The sequence below is a fragment of the Pseudomonas sp. KNUC1026 genome (genome assembly GCF_021650705.1).
Lineage (GTDB): Bacteria > Pseudomonadota > Gammaproteobacteria > Pseudomonadales > Pseudomonadaceae > Aquipseudomonas.
On sequence record NZ_CP087138.1, the window covers coordinates 1,831,045 to 1,851,506 of the forward strand.

A 20,462-nucleotide genomic window follows, 5' to 3' on the forward strand; every position below is an offset into this window, starting at 1 on the left:
GGCAGTGACCGCGATGGATCGCCAGCCTCAGCAAAGGAGCCGCCCTGTGCCCAACGTCAAACGCCTCGCGCTGTTCCTGGATGGCACCTGGAACACTGTCAACGACAACACCAACGTGTACCGTGCCAGGTCGCTGTGCAACGACTCGCCCGAGCAGCGCTGCTACTACAGCAAGGGCGTTGGCACCCAGGCGGGTGAGCGCCTGGCCGGAGGGCTGTTCGGCATCGGCATCGACCAGGAAGTGCTCAGGGCCTACGAGTGGCTGGTGGGCAACTACGAGGTGGGCGCCAGGATCTACATCTTCGGCTTCAGCCGTGGCGCCTTCACGGCGCGCAGCCTGGCCGGCTTCATTTCCATCTGCGGGCTGCTCAAGCCCGGCTCGCCGATCTCTCTGACTCAGATTTTCGATCGTTACCGGCAAGGCAACGCCGCTCACTCCATCCGCGCGCTGGCCAACATGCCCGATGAGGGCCTGAGCCAGCCAGACCTGTGGCTCAAGCGTTATTCGCGGGCCATCCCAGTGTGGTTTCAGGGCGTCTGGGATACGGTCGGTGCGCTGGGTGTGCCGCTGCCATGGCTACCGCGGGTGAGCAGCGCCGATTTCGCTTTTCTCGAAACTGACCTGCGCATCAACGAAACCCACGCCTTCCATGCCCTGGCCATCGACGAGCAACGCCGGGCGTTCGCACCGACCTTGTGGACCAAGGTCACGAACAAACAAGGCGACAACTACCCTCCGCGGACCCTTGAACGGGTCGAGCAACGCTGGTTCGTGGGCGCTCACGCCAACGTGGGCGGTGGCTACCCGAACGACCTGCTGGCGCAACCGCCCTTGCAGTGGCTGATGCGCAAGGCAGCCGAGCATGAACTGGTGTTCAACGACGAGGTGATCCTCGACGGCGACGAGGTCAAGGCCAGGGTCGAGGACTCTTACGCGAAGATGGGCGGCGGGCTGTACCGCTTGCTCACCCTTGGCCGGCGCTGGTACCGGCCGATTGGCGCGGCACCGGTGGAAACGCCCAGCCAGTCCACGGCAGCGATCAACGAAACCATCGATGCCTCGGTGTTCCGGCGCTGGCGGGAAGATGCGGGGTATCGGCCGGTCAATCTGCAGCGCTGGGCCGATCAGCGCAGGCTCGATCCCGCTACTGTGCAAGGCTGCGTATGGGCACAAGATGGCGAGCCGGTCGTTGAGGGTAGCGTGTAGAAACGGCGCAAGCGCCTATGAAATATGTGTCAGGCATAGCCGAACTGATTACACTTTTTCACATCTTTTACATTTAGCAACGATTCGCATCTGTGAATAATTGACACTTTCTTCACATTTGCAGGAATCCCCACCTTGACCCCGCGCCTCTCCGCCTCGCTGCTGCTGGCTGGTGCTTGCACCGCCGTGCCCATGGCCCATGCCGATGAACTGACCCTGCCCACCACCGAGATCCAGGGCAGCGCTGCCGCTGGTGAAGCCGCCAGCGAGGGGTACCAGGGCCGCGCGTCTTCGACCACGACCAAGCTGGGCCTGACCGACAAGCAGACGCCCCAGGCCGTCACCACGCTGACCCGCGAACAGCTCGACGACTTCAAGACCAACGACGTGCGCCAGGCGCTGCGCTCGGCGCCCTCGGTGACGGTGGAGCAGATCGAGACCGACCGTACCTACTTCACCTCGCGCGGCTTCGACATCAGCAACTTCCAGTTCGACGGCATGGGCATGCCGTTCGTGTCCGGCTCGCTGGTGGGTGGCCTGGACATGGCCGAGTACGAGCAGGTCGACATTCTCCACGGTGCCAACGGCCTGATGAGCGGGGCGGGCAATCCCTCGGCCACGGTCAACTTCGTGCGCAAACGCCCCACCGATACCTTCCAGGCCAAGGTTCAGAACGATGCAGGTTCCTGGGACAACCGCCGCCTGAGTGTCGATGTGAGCGGCCCGCTGACGCCAACCGGCAATGTGCGCGGGCGCTTCATCTATGCCCACGACAAGGGCAACTCGTGGATGGACCGCTACAGCCACGAAACCAACATCGCGGCTGGCCTGCTGGCGATCGACCTCTCCGAGGCCGACACCCTGACGCTGGGTCTTTCCCAGCACAACAGCGATGCCAACGGCAGCAGCTGGGGCAACCTGGCACTGGGTGATGCCAACGGCCCGCTGCACTACAGCGGCCGCAGCGCCAGCATCGGCCAGCCCTGGACCTACTGGAATCTGCACACCCAGCGCGCCTTCGCCGAGCTCAAGCACGATTTCGGCAATGGCTGGAATGCCACGCTCAACGTCAGCGGGGTGACCGAGTACCAGGACACCAACATGCTCTACGTGGCCGGTGTCGATACCGGTGATGCCTCGCTGTTCGCCGCTCACACCACCAGCAAGGCTCACGAGCTGCTGGGTGAAGCCAAGGTTTCCGGGCCATTCACCCTGCTGGGCCGTGAGCACGAGCTCACCGTGGGCAGCAGCTATGGCTACACCCATCAACGGGCGCGGGAATACGACGCCTCGGGCGGCAACTACTACTCCGCGCCTTATGCCGATGTACTGAGCGGCAACCTGGCCAAGCCTGCCTTCGATTTCACCAACGATGCTGACTCGGTCAATTACAACGACACCCAGAAAAGCCTGTTCGCCGGCGCCCGCTTCAGCCTGATGGACGACCTGCACTGGATCGCCGGGGCGCGCATGCTCAGCGCCGACGGCTCCGGCGACAACTACGGCGCGGCCCACGATACCCGCGTGCACGGCAAGGTCACGCCCTACACCGGCCTGGTCTACGACCTGACGCCGCAATGGAGCGTCTACGGCAGCTGGACGCGCATCTTCGACGTGCAATACAAGCTCGACGCCAACAACGCGATCCTGCCGCCGCTCGAAGGCAAGAGCATGGAAGTAGGGATCGAAGGTGCGCTGCTCGATGAGCGCCTGAACGTCACCGCTGCGCTGTTCAAGACCGAGCAGCAGAACGTGGCGCAATACGCAGGCTTCGACAATGGCCACTCGGTGTACGACGCCCTCGACTACAAGAGCCGCGGCATCGAACTGCAGGCTTCGGGCGAAGCGCTGCCGGGCTTGAACCTGCTCGGCGGCTACACCTACGTGCACATCGAAGACGAGGACGGCGCTCGCGCCCGCCGCTACGTACCTACCCACACCTTCCGTGGCATGGCCAGCTACCGGCTGCCAGGGTTGCCTCAGGCCAAGGTCGGCGCCCGTATGAGCTGGCAAAGCGCCGTGGAGAACCAGACCACGGCCTACATCCACCAGAGCGCCTATGCGCTGGTGGACCTGATGGCCGACTACGACATCGACAGCCACTGGAGCGCAGGGCTGAATTTCAACAACATCACCGACCGCAAATACCTGCTCTCGCTCTACGACAACGCCAACACCGCCAGCTATGGCGCGCCGCGCAACGTCACTGCCTCGCTGACCTGGAAGTACTGAAGCGGCAGGCTCAGGGTAAAGCGCGCGCCGCCCAGCGCCGCCTTGCCCACCCCCAGCGTACCGCCCTGGCGCTCCATGCAGCTGCGGCTGATCGCCAGGCCCAGCCCGACCCCGCCGGTGGCGCGGTCGCGGCTGCGGTCCAGGCGAAAGAACGGCTGGAATACCTGGTGGTAGTCCGCCTCCGGAATACCTTCACCGTCGTCTTCGATCACCACGATCAAATCCTCCCCGTTGGCTCGCGCCTCGACGCTCACCTGGCTGTGTGCATAGCGCAGCGCGTTGCTCAGGATGTTCTGCAAGGCACGGGCAGTGAGCTTCGGCTCCAGCGCCACCGCCGGCAGGGAGCCAGGCGTATCTACCTGCACACGGACGTTCAAGCGCTCGGCATCTTCGAAAACGGCACCACCACGCTGTCGATGAACGCCGGTACGCCCACCTCGATGCGCTCCAGCGGCTGCACTGAGGCGCGCAGCGTGTTGAAGGCCATCAGCTCATCGATCAACTGCTGCAAGGCCAGGCCATGGCTCTGCAGTGCCTCGACCTGGCGCTGCTGCGGCGGTTCGGCCTTGGCCATCAGCAACTCCAGCCCGAACCTCAGGCGCGACAGCGGGGTGCGCAGCTCATGGGAGACGGCATTGAGCAGGTCACGCTGAAGCGCGATCAGGGTTTCGGTGCGCTCGGCCATGGTGTCGAACACACGCGCCAGGTTGCCGATGTTCGAGCCTTGAGCAATACCGCTGCGGGCGCTCAGGTCGCCTTCGCCGAGCCGGGCGGCGGCCAGGCGCAGGCGTTCGAGGTCGCGCCAATGCGGCCTGAGCCACACCAGCACGCAGGCCACCAGTGACAGCCCCACCAGCAGGTTGACCAGCCAGTAGAGCAGGGCGATGCCCGCCGGGTACGGCGGATAGTCGATCACCACGGCTTGCCGATTGCCCACCACCAGCGCTGCGGCGCCGATGTCGCCGTTCTGCACCATGTGAACGCCAACCTGGCCCTGGCTCAGCTGCTCTGGCTCAAGCTCCGCCAGGGCAGGGTCGCCCTCGCTGTACAGCGCGATGCCCAGAGGCTGGAACTGCGTTTGCAACGCTTCGGTCACGGCGGGCCATTGAGCCGCGGGCGTGGCCCGGTAGCGCTGGGCGATCAGCTCCAGGGTGCCGCGCACCTGGCCGATGTCGAACTGGTGGATGCGCTCCTTGAACACCCACACCACAAAATCCGGCACCACCCAGGTGGTGAAGGCGAAGGTCAGCACGATCAGCAGCGCCAGGCGCAGGAACAGGCGGGCCACGGCTCAGAGCTCCCATTCGCCGGGCACGAGCAGATAGCCGCGGCCCCATACGGTCTTGATCTTGCGCGGCTCGCTGGCCTGGTCGGCGAATTTCTTGCGCAGCTTGGAAATGATCACGTCCACCGAACGGTCCAGCCCATTGAACGCCCGGCCGCGCAGCTCCTGAACCAGCACGTCGCGGCTGAGCACCTCGCCGGCGCGCCGCGCCAGCACGTCGAGCACGGTGAATTCTGCGGTGGTCAGCTCCACCGGCTCGCCTTGCCATAGCGCCTGGCGCGCCTTGCTGTCGATCTCGAGCCGGCCAACGCAAAGCAGGCGGGCATCAGGTGGGCTTTGCAGCGCTGCGGCACGGCGCAGCAGGCTGCGCACACGCGCCAGCAGCAGGCGTGGGTCGCAGGGTTTGGCCACATAGTCGTCGGCACCGCATTCAAGGCCGATGATCTGATCGAGGGTTTCGCCGCGCGCGGTGAGTATCAGGATCGGCAACGCAGGGTGTGCCTGGCGTACCTGGCGGCACAGGGCCAGGCCATCGAGGCCGGGCAGCATCACGTCGAGCACCGCAAGCTGCGGCTGTGCGCGGGCGATGGCGGCCAACGCCGTGTCGCCACGGCTGTAGTGTTCGACGCGGTAACCCTGTTCATTGAGGTAGTGGGCGATCAGTTCGGCCAGGGCGTGATCGTCCTCGACGAGCAGCACGGTGGGCATGGCAGGGCAGGCTCGGGCGGTTTCGGGGGCGCCAGTGTAGAGGGTTGGCGCTTGAGCGGCGAGCGGCGCTCGGCATTGAGATATCGGCCACAGGGCGGCACAATCGCGCTCCGCCAACGAAGGGCCCTGTTCTTGAACCTGCCAATGACCTTATCCGAACGCCTTGCGCGCGTCGCCGAGCTGATCCCGGCCGGCGCGCGGCTGGCCGATATCGGCTCCGACCACGCTTACCTGCCGGTGGCCTTGGCCAGCCGAGAGGCCATCGAGCATGCCATTGCGGTGGAGGTTGCCAGCGGCCCCTATGCAGCGGCCCAGCGCACGGTACGCGAGCAGGCCGTGGAGCAACGGGTCAGCGTGCGCCAGGCCAATGGCCTGTTCGGTGTACAGGCCGATGACCGGCTGACCGCCATCAGCCTGTGCGGCATGGGCGGTGAAACCATTCGCGACATCCTCCAGGCCGGCCATGCGCGGCTCAACGGCCGCGAACGGCTGGTGATGCAGCCCAACGGGGGTGAGCAGGCGCTGCGCCAGTGGCTGATGGAGCAGGGTTACCGGATCGTCGCCGAACAGGTGCTGCGCGAGCACCGTTTCGACTACGAGATCATCGTCGCCGAACCCAGCGGGCCGGTGGCCTACAGCGAGCGCGAGCTGTACTTCGGGCCGCTGCTGATGCAGGCGCGCAGCGAGGCGTTCATTCATAAATGGCAGCGCATGTTGCGCCAGCGGCATCAGACCCTGGCCAACTTTGCCCGTGCCAAACAGGCAGTGCCGGCGGCCAAGCTGGAACAGGTGAAGCTGCACATCCAATGGATCAGCGAGTTGCTGGGGTAGCCTCGGGCACTTGCCAGAACACCAGCGCGGGCAGTGCGGTGATGATCGCCACGCCCAGCCATACGGTCGCAAAACCTGCCTGCAACCCGGCACCCGCCGCAGCGGCGGCGAGCAACAGGCCGGCGACGGTGACGCCGATGCTCATGGTCAGTTGCTGGGTCATCGACATCAGGCTGTTGCCGCTGCTGGCCAGCGCGTCGGGCAGGTCCTTGAGGGTCAGGTTGTTCATGGTCGAGAAGCGCACACCGTTGACCATGCCGATCACCAGCAGCACCGCCGGGATCGCCCACGGCAGGCCCAGGCTTGCGGCCAGCGGCAGCAGCAACACCAGCCCCGCCAGCGCCAGCGTGGCGCCGACCAGCACGCGGCGATAGCCGAAGCCGTTGACCACTCGCACCACCAGGCGCTTGACGCCCATGTTGCCCAGCACCAGCGGCACCATCATCAGCCCCGCGTGCATCGGGGCGAACCCAGAGCCCCAACTGCAAATACATCGGCACCAGAAACGGCAACATCGCGCTGCCGATGCGCCCGCAGAAGCCCCCGAGCAGGCCCATCGAAAACACCTTGCTGTCGAACAGCTTCAGGCTGAACAGCGCCCCGGCGTTGCCGCGCGCGTGGGCCAGGTAAAGCATCACCGCCGCCAGGCCTGCCAGCAACAGGGCGCAGAGCACCAGCGGTGCATGCTGGCCTTCCAGGGCCAGGGTAAGAGCAGCCATGGCCACCCCCAGCAGGGCGTAACCGATGAAATCGAAGCGCCGGGGCGGCAGCGTGAGGTTCGGCAGCCAGCGCCAGGTCGCCACCGCGCCCACCAGCCCTACCGGCAGGTTGATCAGGAAGATCCAGTGCCAGCTGGCGTACTGCACCAGCACACCCCCAACGCCGGCCCCAGCAGCGGGCCGATCTGCCCAGGCAAGGTCACGAAGGCCATGGCCGCCAGGTACTGGTCCCGTGGCACCAGCTTGAGCACCGTCAGCCGGCCCACCGGCACCATCATCGCCCCGCCGATGCCTTGCACCACGCGCGCAGCCTCCAGCTGTTGCAGCGAGCCGGCAGCCGCGCAGCACAGCGAGCCGAAGCTGAACAAAAGAATGGCGCAGAGGAACACATTGCGGCCGCCGAAGCGGTCGGCCAACCAACCGCTCACCGGCAGCGTCACCGCCACGGTCAGCACGTAGGCGACGATCACGCCGTGCATGCGCAGCGGGCTTTCATTCAGGCTTACGGCCATGGAGGGCAGGGCGGTGTTGACGATGGTGGTGTCCAGCGTCTGCATGAAAAAGCCGAACGCGACGATCCACAGCTGCCAGCGCAGGCGTGGGTCGGCGTGGCCCAGCGCGCCGTTCACCGCCCGGCGCGGAGAAGTCCGCCCACTTGCGCACCAGGTAGTTGTGCTCGTCCATCACCGCATTCCACACCCCGATGTGCCCCATGCGCTGCTCGTAGGAGCCGCCCTCGCGCACCTCGCCGGCCTCGATCAGCGGCTGGCCGTCGCTGCCCATCAGTTGCTCCCGTGCGGGCAACCCGGCGTACCAGTAGTCCCACTCGGCGGCGCTGAGGTGGTCGCGGGCCCGTGGCGGGTTGGAGATGTAAAAGCCCTGGCGGGCCATCACTGCGCCGGGCCAGCCGGCCAGCCACCAGTTCAGGTAGGCGTAGGCGGCGTCCTTTTCCCGGCCCTCGACGCAGCGCGACAGAGACAGCCCGCCGAACCAGGCGCGGTAACCTTCGCGGGGGATGGCCAGGCGGTACTGGATGCCCGCGCGGTGCAGCTGCATCAGGGTCAGGGGACCACAGGCTCTGAATGTGGACGTTCGGGCCGAGCATCAACTCACCGGCTTCGCGGTCATCGCCCCAGAAGGCGGCGAAATGCCGGTGGCGCTGGCGCTCGATCAGAAACCGCGCCAGGGTATCGATCTCTTCCAGGCGCAGGTTGCCAATATTGCCGAACTGCGCAAGGCCACTGGCCTGGACTGCCAGCGCCGCATCCAGCGCACCGATCGCGGCATCGCTCTGCAAGGCCACGTGCCCGCACCAGCGCTCGTCGAGCAGCCAGGCCCAGCTCTCCGGTTTGCCGGCCAGCGCTTTGGGCAGGTGCTCGGGGCGGTAGGCGAAGCTGTCGGCGTTGTGGGTCAGCGGCAACATGCTGATCGAGCCGGTGGGCGTGCTGGTCAGAGTGCCATCGTGCTGCACGTAAAGCCGGTCGCAGGGCAGGCTGCCGCTGGCCAGCGTATCGCCGGGGTGCAGGCGGCCGCGTTTGGGCAGGTCGTTGATTTCGTCCCACAGCGCCACCCGGCGCGTGTCGATAGGCTGGATGGCGCGCGCGGGCCAGACGAAATCGACGTTGTGGAACCATTGATCGTAGAGGTCGTAGCTGTGCGGCTGCATCACCGCGATGCGCTGGGCGGTCTGCGCGTCGTGGATCTGGTAGACCAGCTCGATGCCCAGCTCCTGCTCGGCGCGCAGGCGGATCGGTTCAAGCAGGGTGACGGAGGTGCCCAGCACGCGCAGGGTGACCTTGGCCGTCATGCCGCCTGCCCCAAGGTGCCGAGGAATGCTTCGAAGGAACGGCGCAGCGCCCGGGTGTCGAGGCCGCGCACGATGAACACCAGCCGCGAGCGCGGCGCGCCGCCCGGCCAGGCGGGCAGGTGCAACGGAGGATGCAGGCTGTGCTGCACACCATGAATCACGATGGGTTGGCTGGAATCGATCACGTCAAGCAGGCCCTTGACCCTGAGAATGCGTTCGCCGTGGCATCTTAGCAGCATCGATAGCCACACCCCAAAAGCCACCCAGTCCAACGGCCGGTCGAACTCCAGGCAACACACCTCGGCGCCGCCATGGGGCTGCGCCGCGACCGGGGCGAACAGCTGCCAGCGTGCCACCTCCTGTTCGGCATTCTGGCCGCGCGCGCCTTCGCCCAGCAGCAACTGGTCGCCTTGCTGCACGTCGCTGGCAAGCGCCTGCGAGGCCCCGGGTTGAGCGCGGCCAGCCGCTGCGCCAGTGCCTCTACCGCCAAGGGCCCGGCACGGTCGGCCTTGCTGATCAGCAAACGGTCGGCAGCGGCCACCTGCACCAGCCACTCCGGGTGCAGGCGCTCCTGCAGCTCGGCCTGCTCGGCATCGACCACCGTTACCGTAAGCCCCAGGTGAAAGCGCCCGCGCAGGTGCGCGTCGCGCAGCAGAGTGGCGATGATCGGCGCAGGGTTGGCAAGGCCGGTGGTTTCCAGGATTACGCGCTTGAACGCCGGGACCTCGCCACGGGCGCGGCGCCCGTGCAGGTCGAGCAGCGCCTGCTTGAGGTCGCCCTGCACCGAGCAGCGCGCACAACCGCCCGGCAGCAGCACGGTGCCTGGCGCCACTTCCTCCACCAGCAGGTGGTCGATGCCCACATCACCGAACTCGTTGATCAGCAGCGCCGTATCCCCTAGCGCGGCGGCGCCCGGCGCGGCGGCGCCCGGCGCCTCACCAGCCAACAGCCGGCGCAGCAGGGTGGTTTTGCCGCTGCCGAGAAACCCCGTGATAACGCTCACCGGCAAACTCATCGGGCAGCCTCCAGCGCATCGAGAATGTTGCCGGCCAGCGGGTCCAGCGATTTGCCGATCACCGCCTCAGCCTGTTGCCACAGCTCTTCAAGCCCGCTGGCCAACGCCTGGCGCCCGGTCGGCCCCTGGATCAAATACGAGGCGCCTTGCACATCCGACACCTTCAAGCGAAACGGCGCCAGCACCTGGTTGATCGCCGCCAGCCGGCGCAGACGCTCGCGCCGGCGGGGCAGGGTATCGCCTAAAGGGTCGCTCCAATGGCCGTCCTCACCGATCAAGCCACACAGCCCGCACATGATTCACCTCCTGCTCACGGCATTACATCGCCCGAATTGGGCCCCAACCTTTGCCCGACGAACAGGTTGCCGCCCGGTTCGCTGGCCAGCAACACCGCCACCGGAGCGACTTCTTCGGCGCGGCCGAAGCGGCCCAGCGGCAGCTCCTTGGCCTTGGCGGTTTTCCAGGCCTGGCTGATGCCGTCGACCAGCGCCGTTTCGATAGGCCCGGGCGCGATCGCGTTGACCAGCACATTCTGGCCGCTGACCTCCAGCGCTAGCGACTTGGTGAAGCCGATCACCCCCGCCTTGGCTGCCGCGTAATGGCACAGCTCGGCGCCGCCCTTGATGCCCAGTTGCGAGGCCACGTTGATGATCCGCCCCCAGCGCTGCGCGAGCATGTGCGGCAGCGCGCGCTGGCTGGCGATGAACACGCTGGTGAGGTCGACGCGCAGCATGTCGTCCCACATCTGCTGGGTGAGGTCGACACAGGGCGCCTGGGTGAGCATGCCGGCGTTGTTGACCAGGATGTCGATGCCGCCGTAGGCCTGCACGCAGGCGTCCACCCCAGCCTGGGCACCTTCGCGGGTGCCGACGTCGCCGACCGATTCGTACACCGCTACGCCCAGCTCCCGACAGCGCTCGGCCACCTCGGCGAGGCGCGCAGCATCGCGGTCGCACAGCACCAGCCGGGCGCCGGCCGCTGCGTAGGCCAGGGCGATGGCGGCGCCGATGCCGCTGGCCGCGCCGGTGATGACCGCGCGGCGTTGTTGCAATGCTTGCATGGTCGGCTCCTATTCAGGCCAGCGGACGGTCAGGCCGCCGTCGATGATCAGGCTTTGCCCGGTGATGTAGCTGGCTTCGTCGCTGGTGAGAAAGCGCACCAGGTTGGCGACCTCGCGGGCCTTGCCCACGCGCCCCAGCGGGATGGCGCGGGCAGCTTTGGCCAGGCCCTCGGGGCCGAGGGAGTTCTTCGCGTCCAGCGATTGCCGGGGTTTCGATCAGCCCCGGGATAACCGCGTTGCAGCGAATACCGCGCCCGGCCAGCTCCACCGCCAGTGACCGGCACAGCCCGGGCACGCCGAGCCTTGGCCGCAGCGTAATGAGCGTGGTCTTGCCAGCCGTAGACGCCACCGGCAATCGAGGAGATCGCAACCAGTGCGCCGGCGCCCTCGATGTGCCGCGCGGCGGCGCGAAAGGTGCGCATCACGCCGGTGAGGTCGACGTCGAGCATCTCGTTCCAGCGCTCGTCGGTCATTTCGAGCAACGGCGCGCGGCGCAACAGCCCGGCATTCGCCACGGCGTAGTCAAGCCGGCCGAAGCGCTCGACGGCCGCGGCGGCGAGGGCGTCGAGCGAGGCGCTGTCGGTCACGTCGGCCGCCTGCATCAGGCACTGGCCGCCGGCTTGCTCCACTAGCGCCTGGGTAGCGCTCGGGTCATGCGGGTCGCCGCTGAAATAGCTGCCCACCACGCGCACACCGCGCTCGGCGTAGGCCACGGCCAGCGCCTGGCCGATGCCGCTGGCGGCACCGGTGATCAGGGCGACGGGATTGGATGAGGTCATGTGAAGGTCTCCGTCATTTGATGCTGCTGGGCTCGACGTGGCGTGCTGCCCACATCACCAGCCCGGAAAGAAAGCACGGCAGCGCGCCGAACCACAGCGCTGCGCCATGCCAGTCGCCGCCGGCCGACAGCACCCCGGTGATGCCCAGGCCCGCAAGGATCGCGCCCACCGGGCCCATGGCATGCACGATGGCGCCACCGGTGGCGCGGATGCTGGTGGGGAAGCTTTCGCCCATGAAGAACAGCATGGCCGAGTAGGGGCCGGTCAGGAAAAACAGCCCCAGGCTGTACAGCGCAACGACCGTCGCCAGCTGGCTGGGCGCCTGGATCATGGCGAAGAACGCCAGGCCCCCGAGCATCCAGCCCAGCGCCACGGTGTTGCGCCGGCCGATGCGGTCGCCCAGCCAGCCGTGGAACAGATAGCCGATGAAGCCGACCAGGTTCGACAGCACCAGAATCCACAGCGAGTTCTCGAACGACAGCCCGTGTACGCTCACGATCACTGACGTGCCCAGCACGCTGAACACCTGGATCGCCGACCAGTTCAGCAGGATCGCCAGGCTCAGTACCACGGTCGGGCGCAGCGCTGCACCACGAAAAGCCGCTGCCACACCGGCCTTGGAGTGTTCGTCGTAATCCACCCCGTGCGCCAGCGCCAGGCTGCGCGCCTGCTCGGCCTGGCCGGCCTTGCGCAGTTGCGCGATGCGCTGGTGCACCTGGAACTGCGGGCTTTCCTTGAGCTTGCGTGCCAGCACCGCGATCACGAAGGCCGGCACCGCAGCGAAGATGAAGCAGCCCTGCCAGCCGATGTGCGGCAGCAACAGTGCGGTGAGGCCTGCGGCGATCAGCGCGCCCACCGGCCAGCCGCTTTGCACCAGGCTGTAGATGAAGCCACGGCGCTTGACCAGCTTGGGGTCGTCGGAGGCGGCATAGATTTCGGTGAGGTAGGTGGCGTTGACGCCTTCCTCGGCGTAACCCAGCCCGGCCACCGAGCGCACACCGATCAGCGCGCCCTTGCCCATACCGGCGCACACAGCGGTAAGCGCCGAGCACAGCGCTGCACCACCAATGGTGAACATGATGCCGCCACGGCGGCCGATCCGGTCCACCAGCGGGCCGATGGCAAACGCCACCACGGCGCCGCCGACCGCCACCCAGGTGGCGATCTCGGCCTGTTCGGCCTGGCTCCATTGGTAATGCCCACCCATCACCGGCAGCAAGGTGCCGAACAGGATGAAGTCGTAGACAGCGAAAACCCAGGCGAAAAACGCGATCCAGGTGGCATAGACAACATCCCTGGGCGCCAGCGGCACGGGCTGGAAGTCATCCAGTGCCGGCGTTGCGGTGTGAGTGGTCATGGTCAGGCTCCGAGTGGGTTGTCAGCGTTGGCGCGGGTGGCGCGCAAGGAAGTCGTCGGCGATCTCGTCCATGGTGCTGAAGCGCACACCCTCATGGCCTTTGATGTATTCGATCAGGCGCTCGAGCATCAGCAGCACCTGCGGGCGGCCGGAAACGTCCGGGTGAATGGTGATCGGGAACACCGCGTAGTCCATCTCGCGGTACACCCAGTCGAACTGGTCGCGCCACATCTGCTCAATGTCCCTTGGGTTGACGAAGCCGTGGCTGTTGGGCGCCTTCTTGATGAACATCATCGGCGGCAGGTCGTCCAGGTACCAGTTGGCCGGGATCTCCACCAGGTCGGTTTCCTGGCCACGCACCAGTGGCTTCATCCAGGCGTCGGGGTGGGCGCTGTAGTCGATCTTGGTCCAGCTGTCCTTGACCCGCACGTAGTAGGGGCTGAAGTCGTTGTGCATCAGGCTGTGGTCGTACTTGATGCCCTTTTTGAGCAGCAGCTCGTTGGTGACATTGCTGAATTCCCACCACGGCGCCACGTAGCCGGTGGGGCGCTTGCCGGCGAGTTCTGTGATCAGCGCGATGGATTTGTCGAGCACGATCTCTTCCTGCTCGGGTGTCATGGCGATGGGGTTTTCGTGGCTGTAGCCGTGGATGCCGATTTCGTGGCCGGCGGCGGCAACGGCTTTCATCTGCTCGGGGAAGGTTTCCACCGAGTGGCCGGGGATGAACCAGGTGGTGCGCAGGCCGTAGCGTTCGAACAGTTTCAGCAGGCGCGGCGCGCCGACTTCGCCGGCGAACAGACCGCGGGAGATGTCGTCGGGCGAGTTCTTCGCCGCCGTACGAACCCAGCCAGCCGGCCACCGCGTCGACGTCGACGCCGATGGAGACGAATATTTCTTTAGCCATGCTTGAGTGCTCCTGTGCCCGGGTGTTCAACGCGCCTGGCGCGAGGCCGGGCCCTCGCGCGGCGCAGGCGTGAATTCAGGCGCTGCGCACCAGCGGCTCGATGGCCAGCGCTGCGCGCAGCAGGTGGGTGTCTTCACCGCTGGGGGCAGCCAGCAACAGGCTGGTAGGCAAGCCCTGATTGTCCGTTCCGCTGGGCAGCGCCACGCCGGGCATGTCGAGCAGGCTGCCGGGCATGGTCAGGCGCAGGGTGGCGAGATTGGTGCGTGCGAACAGCGCGTCGTCTTCGAGCAGTGGCTCCAGCAGCGGCGCTACGTGCCCGACGGTCGGGGTGACGAGCAGCGCGCCGTTGAGCTCATCACGCAGTTGTTCGCGCAGTTGTTCGGCGGCCTGGCTCAGCATCAGCTGGGTACTGGCCGGCAGCTGGCGCGCGGTTTCCAGGCGCTTGCGCACGCGCGGGTCGAGGCGCTCGGCATCCAGGCTGTCGAGCAGCGGCTGGTGCAGGGCGAAGGCTTCGGCGCTGCCGAGCCACCCGTGTTTTTCGATCAGGTCCAGGCAGGCTTGCAGGGCCGCCACAGGGCGCTGCTCGATCAGCACACCGGCGGCGCGCAGGCGCTCCAGTGCGGCCATCAGGTTGTCGCGCACGGCGGGCTCCACGCGGGTGTCGAGCAACACGGCGGTGTCTACCCGCAGGCGCAGCCCGGATAGCGGCAGGGGCAGGCTTGCGCGAGTGCCGGTGAGCAATTGGTCGAGCGCCACCACGTCGCGCACGCTGTGGGCCAGCGGGCCGAGGGTGTCGAGCGAGCGCGCCAGCGGGAAGACCCCGTCCATGGCATAGCGCTGGCGGCTGGCGCGGTAGCCGACCAGGCCGTTGAAGGCCGCCGGTACGCGGATCGAGCCTGCCGTGTCGGTGCCCATCGCGAGCGGCACGATGCCTGCGGCCACGGCAATGGCAGAGCCGCTCGATGAGCCGCCCGGCACTCGCAGTGGCTGGCCGCCCGAGGGCAGGGTGGGGGTGCCGAAATGCGGGTTCAGGCCCAGCCCGGAATAGGCCAGTTCGCTCAAGTTGGTCTTGCCCAGGTTCACCAGCCCTGCGCGGCTGAGGATATTGACCAGCGCAGCGTCATGCTGAGCCGGCGCACACTCACGGCGCACCTCGGCGCCTGCTGTGGTGGGTGTGCCGACCATGTCGAACAGGTCTTTCCAGGCGATGGGCACGCCATCGAGTGGGGACAATGGCTGCCCGGCAGCCCATCGCTCGCTGGCAGCGCGTGCTTCTCGGCGCGCACGCTCGGCGGTCGTGCTGATGAACACTGCCGAAGCACCGAGCGCCCGGGTAAGCGCCTTTTCAAGGGTGCTTGCGGGATCTGCCTGAGCTTCGGCAAATGCTTGAGCCAGCGACAGAGCATCGGACAACATGACGACCTCATAAACGTATAGATAAATAAAATGTACGTTTATGAATGAGCAGGGTTCGTGCCAAATATTCAGCATGGATCGAATTTCGGATCTGGTATGCCTATGACCCTCTCAAAAGGGCCCTGAAACGAAAATGACTGTAAACACTATAAAAATGGATATTAGAATAAATGATCCATTAATGAGCATTCCGGTAACACTTGCACCAAAGGGCAGCTACGCCACTGTTACCTTGCTCCCAGCGCCTGCGAGTACTGGCCAGCTATGAGACAATCGCCGGCCTCTGCGCCCTGGACCTCGCCCATGCCCGCTGCCACCGTTCCGGAAGACCGCTCAGCCTCGCGCTACGAAATGATCCGCAACACCCTGCGCGACGCCATCGTCGCCGGCCATGCAGCGCCTGGCCTGGTGCTGGTGGAAGCGCCGCTGGCGCAGTTGTTCGGCACCAGCCGTGTGCCGGTTCGCCAGGCCCTGCAACTGCTGCATGAGGAAGGGCTGATCCGCCGCTTCGACGGCCGTGGCTACGTGATCGATGCGGCCGGTGAGCACAGCCCACCGCAGCGCCTGCCACTCACCCGCCAACTGCTGGGGCTGGAGCCGCGCCAGGAGCTGATCGACACCCGCGCACTCGGCGAGCGCATCCACGATGAGCTGGCAAGCTGCGTCACGGCGTTCATGGTGTTCGGGCATTACCGGCTGGATGAACAGCGGGCCGCCGAAGCGCTGAACGTCAGCCGCAATGTGGTGCGCGAAGCCCTGATGCGCCTTCGCGACCGCGGCCTTGTAGAAAAAGAGCCCTACGCCCAGTGGCTGGCCGGGCCTTTGACCGCCCAGGCAGTGACCGAAGACTACGAACTGCGTGCGCTGCTCGAACCTGACGCACTGCGCCAGAGCGCCGGCCTGCTGAGCCGCGAGGTGCTGCAGGCGATGCTCGAGCGGGTGGTGACTGCCCAGGCGGCGGGCAGCGCAGTGAGCCGCGCCGCGATCGAGCACGTGGAGCACGACCTGCACGTCACCTGCCTTGCCGGGCTGCGCAACGGGCGCATGGCAGCCGTGATCCGCCAGAGCCAGATCCCGATGAACATCGGCCGAGTGCTGCACCAGGCGCTGGGCGCCAGTAACGACGAAGCGATGCTGGTGGAGCACCGGCTGGTGCTGGAGTCGCTGCTGTACGGCACGGTGGAATCGGCAGCCCTCAGCCTGCGCGAGCATCTGCTGCGGGCACGCGAGCGTACGTTGCAGCGGCTGAAGGTGATGTCGGTGCTGCCGGAGCCGGCGTTGCCGGGGTATCTGGAGCGGTTGGCCTGAGCTCAATGCCTGTCGCCCGTCGCCCGGCAAGCCGGCCTCCCACTTCAAAGTGATCTGCAGGGTTTAGAAAGTGGGAGGCCAGCTTGCTGGGCGACGGGCGAAGGGCGACGAGCCAGCCAACATCACCCCCCCGCACCATCGAGCCTGAACTCCCCCGCACCCCACTCATGCCCCAGCAACCAGCGCTTGGCCTCCAGCCCACCGGCAAAGCCGGTCAGCGTGCCATTGCTGCCCACCACACGGTGGCACGGCGCGATGATCGACAGCGGGTTGCGCCCGTTCGCGGCGCCCACCGCGCGAACGGCCTTGGGCGCGCCGATCTGCTCGGCAATCTGCTGATAACTGCGCGTCTGCCCGAAGGGGATGGTCAGCAGCGCCTCCCACACCTGCCGCTGGAACGGCGTGCCGTTGAACGCCAGCGGCAGGTCGAAGCGCTGGCGCTGATGGTTGAAATATTCCTCAAGCTGAACGCAGGCCTGGCGCAGCACCGGGTGTGCGCTGTCCTGCTCCATCGGCCCCAGGCGCACCCGGCCCTCACGCTCCTGCTCCCAAAGTACCGCGCACAGCCCTTCGGGCTGGGCGACCAGGGTCAGGATACCGACCGGCGAGGGCATGAGCAGGCAGGGCAGCGGCATGGGAACTCCGATAGGCAAGGGCAAAGCGACACACAGTAGCAGCTCGAGCCTCTTCAGTGTGGCCGCCTGCGGCGCAACGCCCAGCCCATCCAGAGGGCCGCTGCGCCCATCACACCCATTACCGCCAGCCACCCAGTCGTCGCCGCCTGATGAGTGGCGCTGCGCTGCCGAGCCACCTCGGCTGCCGTCACCGGCGGTGCGCCCAGTGCGGTCACCAGCCGGCTGACCTGCTCATCGCTCAGCTCATCGGCAAAGCCCGGCATGCTCGGGCCTTCGGCCTGGCCGGTGCCGTCGAGGATGATCCTGACCAGGTTGCCGCTTGCAACGCGTTGCGCCAGCACCGTCCCGGCCAGCGTCGGCATCGCGCCGCGGCCGCGGGCTTCGGGCTGGTGGCAACTGGCGCACCAGGCGTCGAACAGCTGCGCACCGCTCCAGTGGGCGCTGTCGGCTTCACGCGCCTCACCGCGGGTCGGCAGCAAGGCCGGGGTGGTCAGCGCCACGGGCGCCGTAGCCGGGCCGGGCACCTGCTCGAGATAAAAGGCGATGGCGTTGAGGTCAGCGTCGCTGAGGTGGCTCAGGCTCTGTTCGATCACCCGCGCCATGGGCCCGGCGGCGTTCGGCTGGCCGGCCGCGCGCCCGCTGCGCAGGTACTGGCTCAATTCATCGAGCTGCCAGTGCGCCAGCGCGTTGCCGGTGAGCGCTGGCGCTTGCCAGCCCTCGGCCTGGCCGCCCTGCAACCAGGCGTCGGCGCGTTCGGCCTGCAGGGCATTGCGTGGCGTATGGCAGGCACCGCAGTGGCCCAGGCCGCGCACCAGGTATTCGCCGCGCTCAAGCGGCGTCTCGGCCCAGGCCTGGCCGGCCAGCAGCACCAGAAGGTAGACGGCAGCGCGCATGTCAGGCGGGCCGCTGGGCAGGCAGGGGGCGGATGTGGTCGGCCGTGCGCAAGGCCAGCGCCACCGCCGTGAGGGTCGCGTTCATGGTGCCGGAGGTGGGCATCACGCCGGTGCCGCAGAAGAACAGGTTGCGGTGATCGTGCGCGCGGCCCCAGGCATCGCACACCGAGGTCGCGGGATCCTCACCCATGGCCAGGGTCCCGGTGATGTGGTGGTTGGCGGAGAACTTGCCTTCGGCGCTGTACTTGAGCTGCTGGCCACCCAGGCGCGCAGCGATGCGAGCGAAATCCTCCCGCGAGGCCTGTGCGCCCAGGCGTACGTAGTCGCTGACCTGGTAATGCACCTGCGGCGTAGGCAAGCCCAGGGCGTCGGTGCGGCTGGACAACACGATGCGGTTGGCCCGGTCCGGCAGCACCTCCAGCACATTGCGCATGGACAGCTCATGGGCAGCGCGCTGGCGCAGTTGCTCGGCGAAGCCGGCACCGAACACGCCTTTTTGCAGCAGGTCGGCGGTCACGCTGTCGACCCGCGAGATATCGCTGAAGTCCAGCCGATACGCCGAGCGCTCACCGCGCCAGGGGCCGTCGCGGAAGGTGTTGATCGCGCTCGGGCTCTGCGGCCCGCGGCCTGGCCAGAGGGCTTCATCGGCCTGGAAGGTCAGCGAGGTGCTCAGATGGTCCATCAGCTGTTGGCCCACGCGCCCGGAGCGGTTGGCCAGCTCCGACATCAACAGCAGCTTGGGGCTTTCCACGCCGTTGGCGGCAAGGATGAAAGTGTTGGCGCGCGCCTGATGCGCGCTGCCGTCGGGCGCCATGAAATGCGCCACGCTCACCTCGCCGGCGGCATTGGTTTCAAGCTTGTGCACCACTGCGTGGGTTTGCAGGCGCACGCCGGCAGCGACGGCCGCGCGCACCGCCAGCCCGCCGTGGTACTGCGCATCCACCGGGCAGATGGGTTGGCAGCTGTTGTTGCCGCAGCAGGCCGGGCGGCCGTCATAGGGGCGGCTGTTGCGTGCGGCGGTGTTGGGCATCACCTGATAATCCGGCGCCAGCCGCTCGCGGATGCGCCGCATCGCCCAGGGCTCGGCCACCGCCTGCATGGGGAACGGCTGCTGGCGCGGCGAGCCGGTGCCTTCGCTGCCGGCGACACCCATCATCGTCTCGGCTTCCTGATACCAAGGGTCAAGGTCCTCGTAGCTCAGCGGCCAGTCCACGGCGATGCCGTAGAGGCTGTTCAGGCGCAGGTCGCTTGGGATCATTCGCCAGGCTTGCGCCGCCCAGTGCCAGCTGGTGCCGCCGACGCCGCGCAGGTACTGCACCGGCCAGGGGTCCGGCCCGGCCTGCACCAGGTAACCGTTGTCCTTGGGCTGGAAGACCGGGTGCGGCGCCCACGGGTGCAGCGGGTAGGGCGCCAGCCAGTCACTCTTGCGCGGCGAGTCCCGAAAGGCCGCGACCACCTTGGCACGCTCGATCGGGCCGCCGGCTTCGAGCATCAGCACGTCAGCACCGGCCAGCGCCAGCCTGCGCGCGGCCAGGGCGCCGCAGATGCCGGAGCCGATCACTACGATGTCGGCATCAAGCTTCAATCGGCGCGCTCCAGCTGCCGTAAGCGCCATAGGCGTAACTGGGCGGCACCAGCACGTCCGCCACCACCTGCGCGTTGAGCGCTTGCTCGTAAGCCAGGCACCGCGCCTGCGCGCCCTGGCCGACCACACCCTGCCACCAGGCCTGGGCGATTTGCCGGGGCAGGGCGGCGAGGGGCGAGTTTTCGTCAGTGAGTTGCTGCTGCACCGTGGCAGGGTCGAGGTGGCGGTTCTGCACCTCCAGCCACAGCGCCTGGCAGCGCAGCGGGAAGTCTCCGGACTGCTCGCTGAGCGCTTCGAACAACGGGCGGCCCTGGGCGGGGTCGAGCCAGTTGCGGCCGGTGAGCCATGCGCTCAGGGTCATGAACGTCGCCAATGCCTGGGACTCGGCCGGGGTGGCCAGCGCAGCCGGCAATTGGCCCGCCGCGTAGGCGAGCAGCAGGCCCTTGAGCAGGGTGCGGCGCGGGGTAGGCATGCTCGCTTTCCAGGTGCGTGAAGGTTAACGGGGTATGGATTCGGTGGCGGCGGAATCGTTCCCGGCGGCGAGTGACGGCGTTTCGGACATTTGTGAGGTTTTTAATTGTTCACAACGCCGAAGTTGTAAATAACGCCTGCAATTAAGATTCCCACCCATATCGGCTTTGCGGTGCTCGCGCCAAGATTGCGCCCACTTGAACGCGCAGCACCCTCAACTTTCCAGACCAGCCCGAATACTGCGGCAGGG

The 20,462-nt window shown here is 67.0% G+C and carries 15 protein-coding genes and 5 pseudogenes; 4 read left to right on the forward strand and 16 right to left on the reverse strand.

Annotation, left to right across the window (positions count from 1 at the left end):
• Positions 1 to 46 precede the first annotated feature (46 nt).
• A complete protein-coding gene (locus LN139_RS08285) occupies positions 47 to 1,207 on the forward strand; it encodes a DUF2235 domain-containing protein (protein ID WP_236359486.1) in 1,161 nt (386 codons plus the stop codon).
• Positions 1,208 to 1,399: 192 nt separating this feature from the next.
• Complete coding sequence (locus LN139_RS08290) at positions 1,400 to 3,439, forward strand: TonB-dependent siderophore receptor (protein ID WP_236360332.1); 2,040 nt, start codon at positions 1,400 to 1,402, stop codon at positions 3,437 to 3,439.
• Here LN139_RS08290 and LN139_RS08295 read toward each other — a convergent pair.
• From LN139_RS08295 to LN139_RS08305, 3 genes are read right to left on the reverse strand one after another with little or no spacing between them, the layout of a single operon-like run.
• Complete coding sequence (locus tag LN139_RS08295; protein WP_236359487.1) at positions 3,391 to 3,816, reverse strand: ATP-binding protein; 426 nt, start codon at positions 3,814 to 3,816, stop codon at positions 3,391 to 3,393. The two genes, LN139_RS08290 and LN139_RS08295, sit on opposite strands and share 49 nt — an antisense overlap.
• Positions 3,813 to 4,727, reverse strand: coding sequence for a histidine kinase dimerization/phospho-acceptor domain-containing protein (locus LN139_RS08300; RefSeq protein ID WP_236359488.1), 915 nt, complete (start codon positions 4,725 to 4,727; stop codon positions 3,813 to 3,815). Before LN139_RS08300 ends, LN139_RS08295 begins: the two co-directional genes overlap by 4 nt.
• 3 nt (positions 4,728 to 4,730) lie before the next feature.
• A complete protein-coding gene (locus tag LN139_RS08305; protein ID WP_236359489.1) occupies positions 4,731 to 5,432 on the reverse strand; it encodes a response regulator transcription factor in 702 nt (233 codons plus the stop codon).
• A gap of 144 nt (positions 5,433 to 5,576) precedes the next feature.
• Between LN139_RS08305 and LN139_RS08310 the strand changes: the two genes are divergently transcribed.
• Positions 5,577 to 6,263 carry a tRNA (adenine(22)-N(1))-methyltransferase gene (locus LN139_RS08310; protein ID WP_236359490.1) on the forward strand — a complete coding sequence of 229 codons (687 nt, stop codon included), beginning with the start codon at positions 5,577 to 5,579 and terminating at the stop codon, positions 6,261 to 6,263.
• On the opposite strand, the pseudogene mdtD reads toward LN139_RS08310, so the two are convergent.
• The 9 genes and pseudogenes from mdtD to LN139_RS08365 form a co-directional block, all read right to left on the reverse strand.
• Positions 6,244 to 7,599: pseudogene (gene mdtD, locus LN139_RS25520) on the reverse strand (multidrug transporter subunit MdtD). The gene LN139_RS08310 and the pseudogene mdtD sit on opposite strands and share 20 nt — an antisense overlap.
• 13 nt (positions 7,600 to 7,612) lie before the next feature.
• Positions 7,613 to 8,789 (reverse strand): annotated as a pseudogene (locus LN139_RS08325) (ABC transporter substrate-binding protein); the annotation flags it as partial.
• Positions 8,786 to 9,804 (reverse strand): annotated as a pseudogene (locus LN139_RS08330) (CobW family GTP-binding protein). The pseudogenes LN139_RS08330 and LN139_RS08325, both read right to left, overlap by 4 nt.
• Positions 9,801 to 10,100: a hypothetical protein gene (locus LN139_RS08335; RefSeq protein WP_236359493.1), complete on the reverse strand. Its 300-nt coding sequence runs from the start codon at positions 10,098 to 10,100 to the stop codon at positions 9,801 to 9,803. Before LN139_RS08335 ends, LN139_RS08330 begins: the two are co-directional and overlap by 4 nt.
• A 14-nt stretch (positions 10,101 to 10,114) precedes the next feature.
• Positions 10,115 to 10,864, reverse strand: a complete 750-nt coding sequence (locus LN139_RS08340; RefSeq protein WP_236359494.1) for an SDR family NAD(P)-dependent oxidoreductase — start codon at positions 10,862 to 10,864, stop codon at positions 10,115 to 10,117.
• A 9-nt stretch (positions 10,865 to 10,873) separates the two neighbouring features.
• A pseudogene (locus tag LN139_RS24760) lies at positions 10,874 to 11,643 on the reverse strand (SDR family NAD(P)-dependent oxidoreductase).
• A 13-nt stretch (positions 11,644 to 11,656) separates the two neighbouring features.
• Positions 11,657 to 13,000 (reverse strand): MFS transporter, encoded by a 1,344-nt coding sequence (locus LN139_RS08355; RefSeq protein WP_236359495.1) that lies wholly within the window; start codon positions 12,998 to 13,000, stop codon positions 11,657 to 11,659.
• 21 nt (positions 13,001 to 13,021) lie between these two features.
• Positions 13,022 to 13,904, reverse strand: a pseudogene (locus LN139_RS08360) (polysaccharide deacetylase family protein).
• Between the two features lie 75 nt (positions 13,905 to 13,979).
• Complete coding sequence (locus LN139_RS08365) at positions 13,980 to 15,320, reverse strand: amidase (RefSeq protein WP_236359496.1); 1,341 nt, start codon at positions 15,318 to 15,320, stop codon at positions 13,980 to 13,982.
• A gap of 303 nt (positions 15,321 to 15,623) precedes the next feature.
• Between LN139_RS08365 and LN139_RS08370 the strand changes: the two genes are divergently transcribed.
• The gene (locus LN139_RS08370) at positions 15,624 to 16,628 is read left to right on the forward strand and encodes a GntR family transcriptional regulator (protein ID WP_236359497.1); all 1,005 of its coding nucleotides are present in this window, start codon (positions 15,624 to 15,626) and stop codon (positions 16,626 to 16,628) included.
• Between the two features lie 122 nt (positions 16,629 to 16,750).
• Here the strand turns inward: LN139_RS08370 and LN139_RS08375 are convergent, their stop codons facing one another.
• From LN139_RS08375 to LN139_RS08390, 4 genes are read right to left on the reverse strand one after another with little or no spacing between them, the layout of a single operon-like run.
• Positions 16,751 to 17,263, reverse strand: a complete 513-nt coding sequence (locus LN139_RS08375) for a methylated-DNA--[protein]-cysteine S-methyltransferase (RefSeq protein WP_236359498.1) — start codon at positions 17,261 to 17,263, stop codon at positions 16,751 to 16,753.
• A 53-nt stretch (positions 17,264 to 17,316) separates the two neighbouring features.
• A complete protein-coding gene (locus tag LN139_RS08380) occupies positions 17,317 to 18,156 on the reverse strand; it encodes a c-type cytochrome (RefSeq protein WP_236359499.1) in 840 nt (279 codons plus the stop codon).
• Between the two features lies 1 nt (position 18,157).
• Positions 18,158 to 19,741 carry a GMC oxidoreductase gene (locus LN139_RS08385; RefSeq protein ID WP_236359500.1) on the reverse strand — a complete coding sequence of 528 codons (1,584 nt, stop codon included), beginning with the start codon at positions 19,739 to 19,741 and terminating at the stop codon, positions 18,158 to 18,160.
• The gene (locus LN139_RS08390) at positions 19,731 to 20,213 is read right to left on the reverse strand and encodes a sorbitol dehydrogenase family protein (protein ID WP_236359501.1); all 483 of its coding nucleotides are present in this window, start codon (positions 20,211 to 20,213) and stop codon (positions 19,731 to 19,733) included. The genes LN139_RS08385 and LN139_RS08390 overlap by 11 nt, the downstream gene beginning before the upstream one ends.
• Positions 20,214 to 20,462: the final 249 nt, after the last annotated feature.

Bases quoted from the DNA above. Each gene is read 5' to 3' on its own strand.
- LN139_RS08290 (WP_236360332.1), top strand. From the start codon at position 1,400: ATGGCCCATGCCGATGAACTGACCCTGCCCACCACCGAGATCCAGGGC.
- LN139_RS08305 (WP_236359489.1), bottom strand. From the start codon at position 5,432: ATGCCCACCGTGCTGCTCGTCGAGGACGATCACGCCCTGGCCGAACTG.
- LN139_RS08310 (WP_236359490.1), top strand. From the start codon at position 5,577: ATGACCTTATCCGAACGCCTTGCGCGCGTCGCCGAGCTGATCCCGGCC.
- LN139_RS08335 (WP_236359493.1), bottom strand. From the start codon at position 10,100: ATGTGCGGGCTGTGTGGCTTGATCGGTGAGGACGGCCATTGGAGCGAC.
- LN139_RS08340 (WP_236359494.1), bottom strand. From the start codon at position 10,864: ATGCAAGCATTGCAACAACGCCGCGCGGTCATCACCGGCGCGGCCAGC.
- LN139_RS08355 (WP_236359495.1), bottom strand. From the start codon at position 13,000: ATGACCACTCACACCGCAACGCCGGCACTGGATGACTTCCAGCCCGTG.
- LN139_RS08365 (WP_236359496.1), bottom strand. From the start codon at position 15,320: ATGTTGTCCGATGCTCTGTCGCTGGCTCAAGCATTTGCCGAAGCTCAG.
- LN139_RS08370 (WP_236359497.1), top strand. From the start codon at position 15,624: ATGCCCGCTGCCACCGTTCCGGAAGACCGCTCAGCCTCGCGCTACGAA.
- LN139_RS08375 (WP_236359498.1), bottom strand. From the start codon at position 17,263: ATGCCGCTGCCCTGCCTGCTCATGCCCTCGCCGGTCGGTATCCTGACC.
- LN139_RS08380 (WP_236359499.1), bottom strand. From the start codon at position 18,156: ATGCGCGCTGCCGTCTACCTTCTGGTGCTGCTGGCCGGCCAGGCCTGG.
- LN139_RS08390 (WP_236359501.1), bottom strand. From the start codon at position 20,213: ATGCCTACCCCGCGCCGCACCCTGCTCAAGGGCCTGCTGCTCGCCTAC.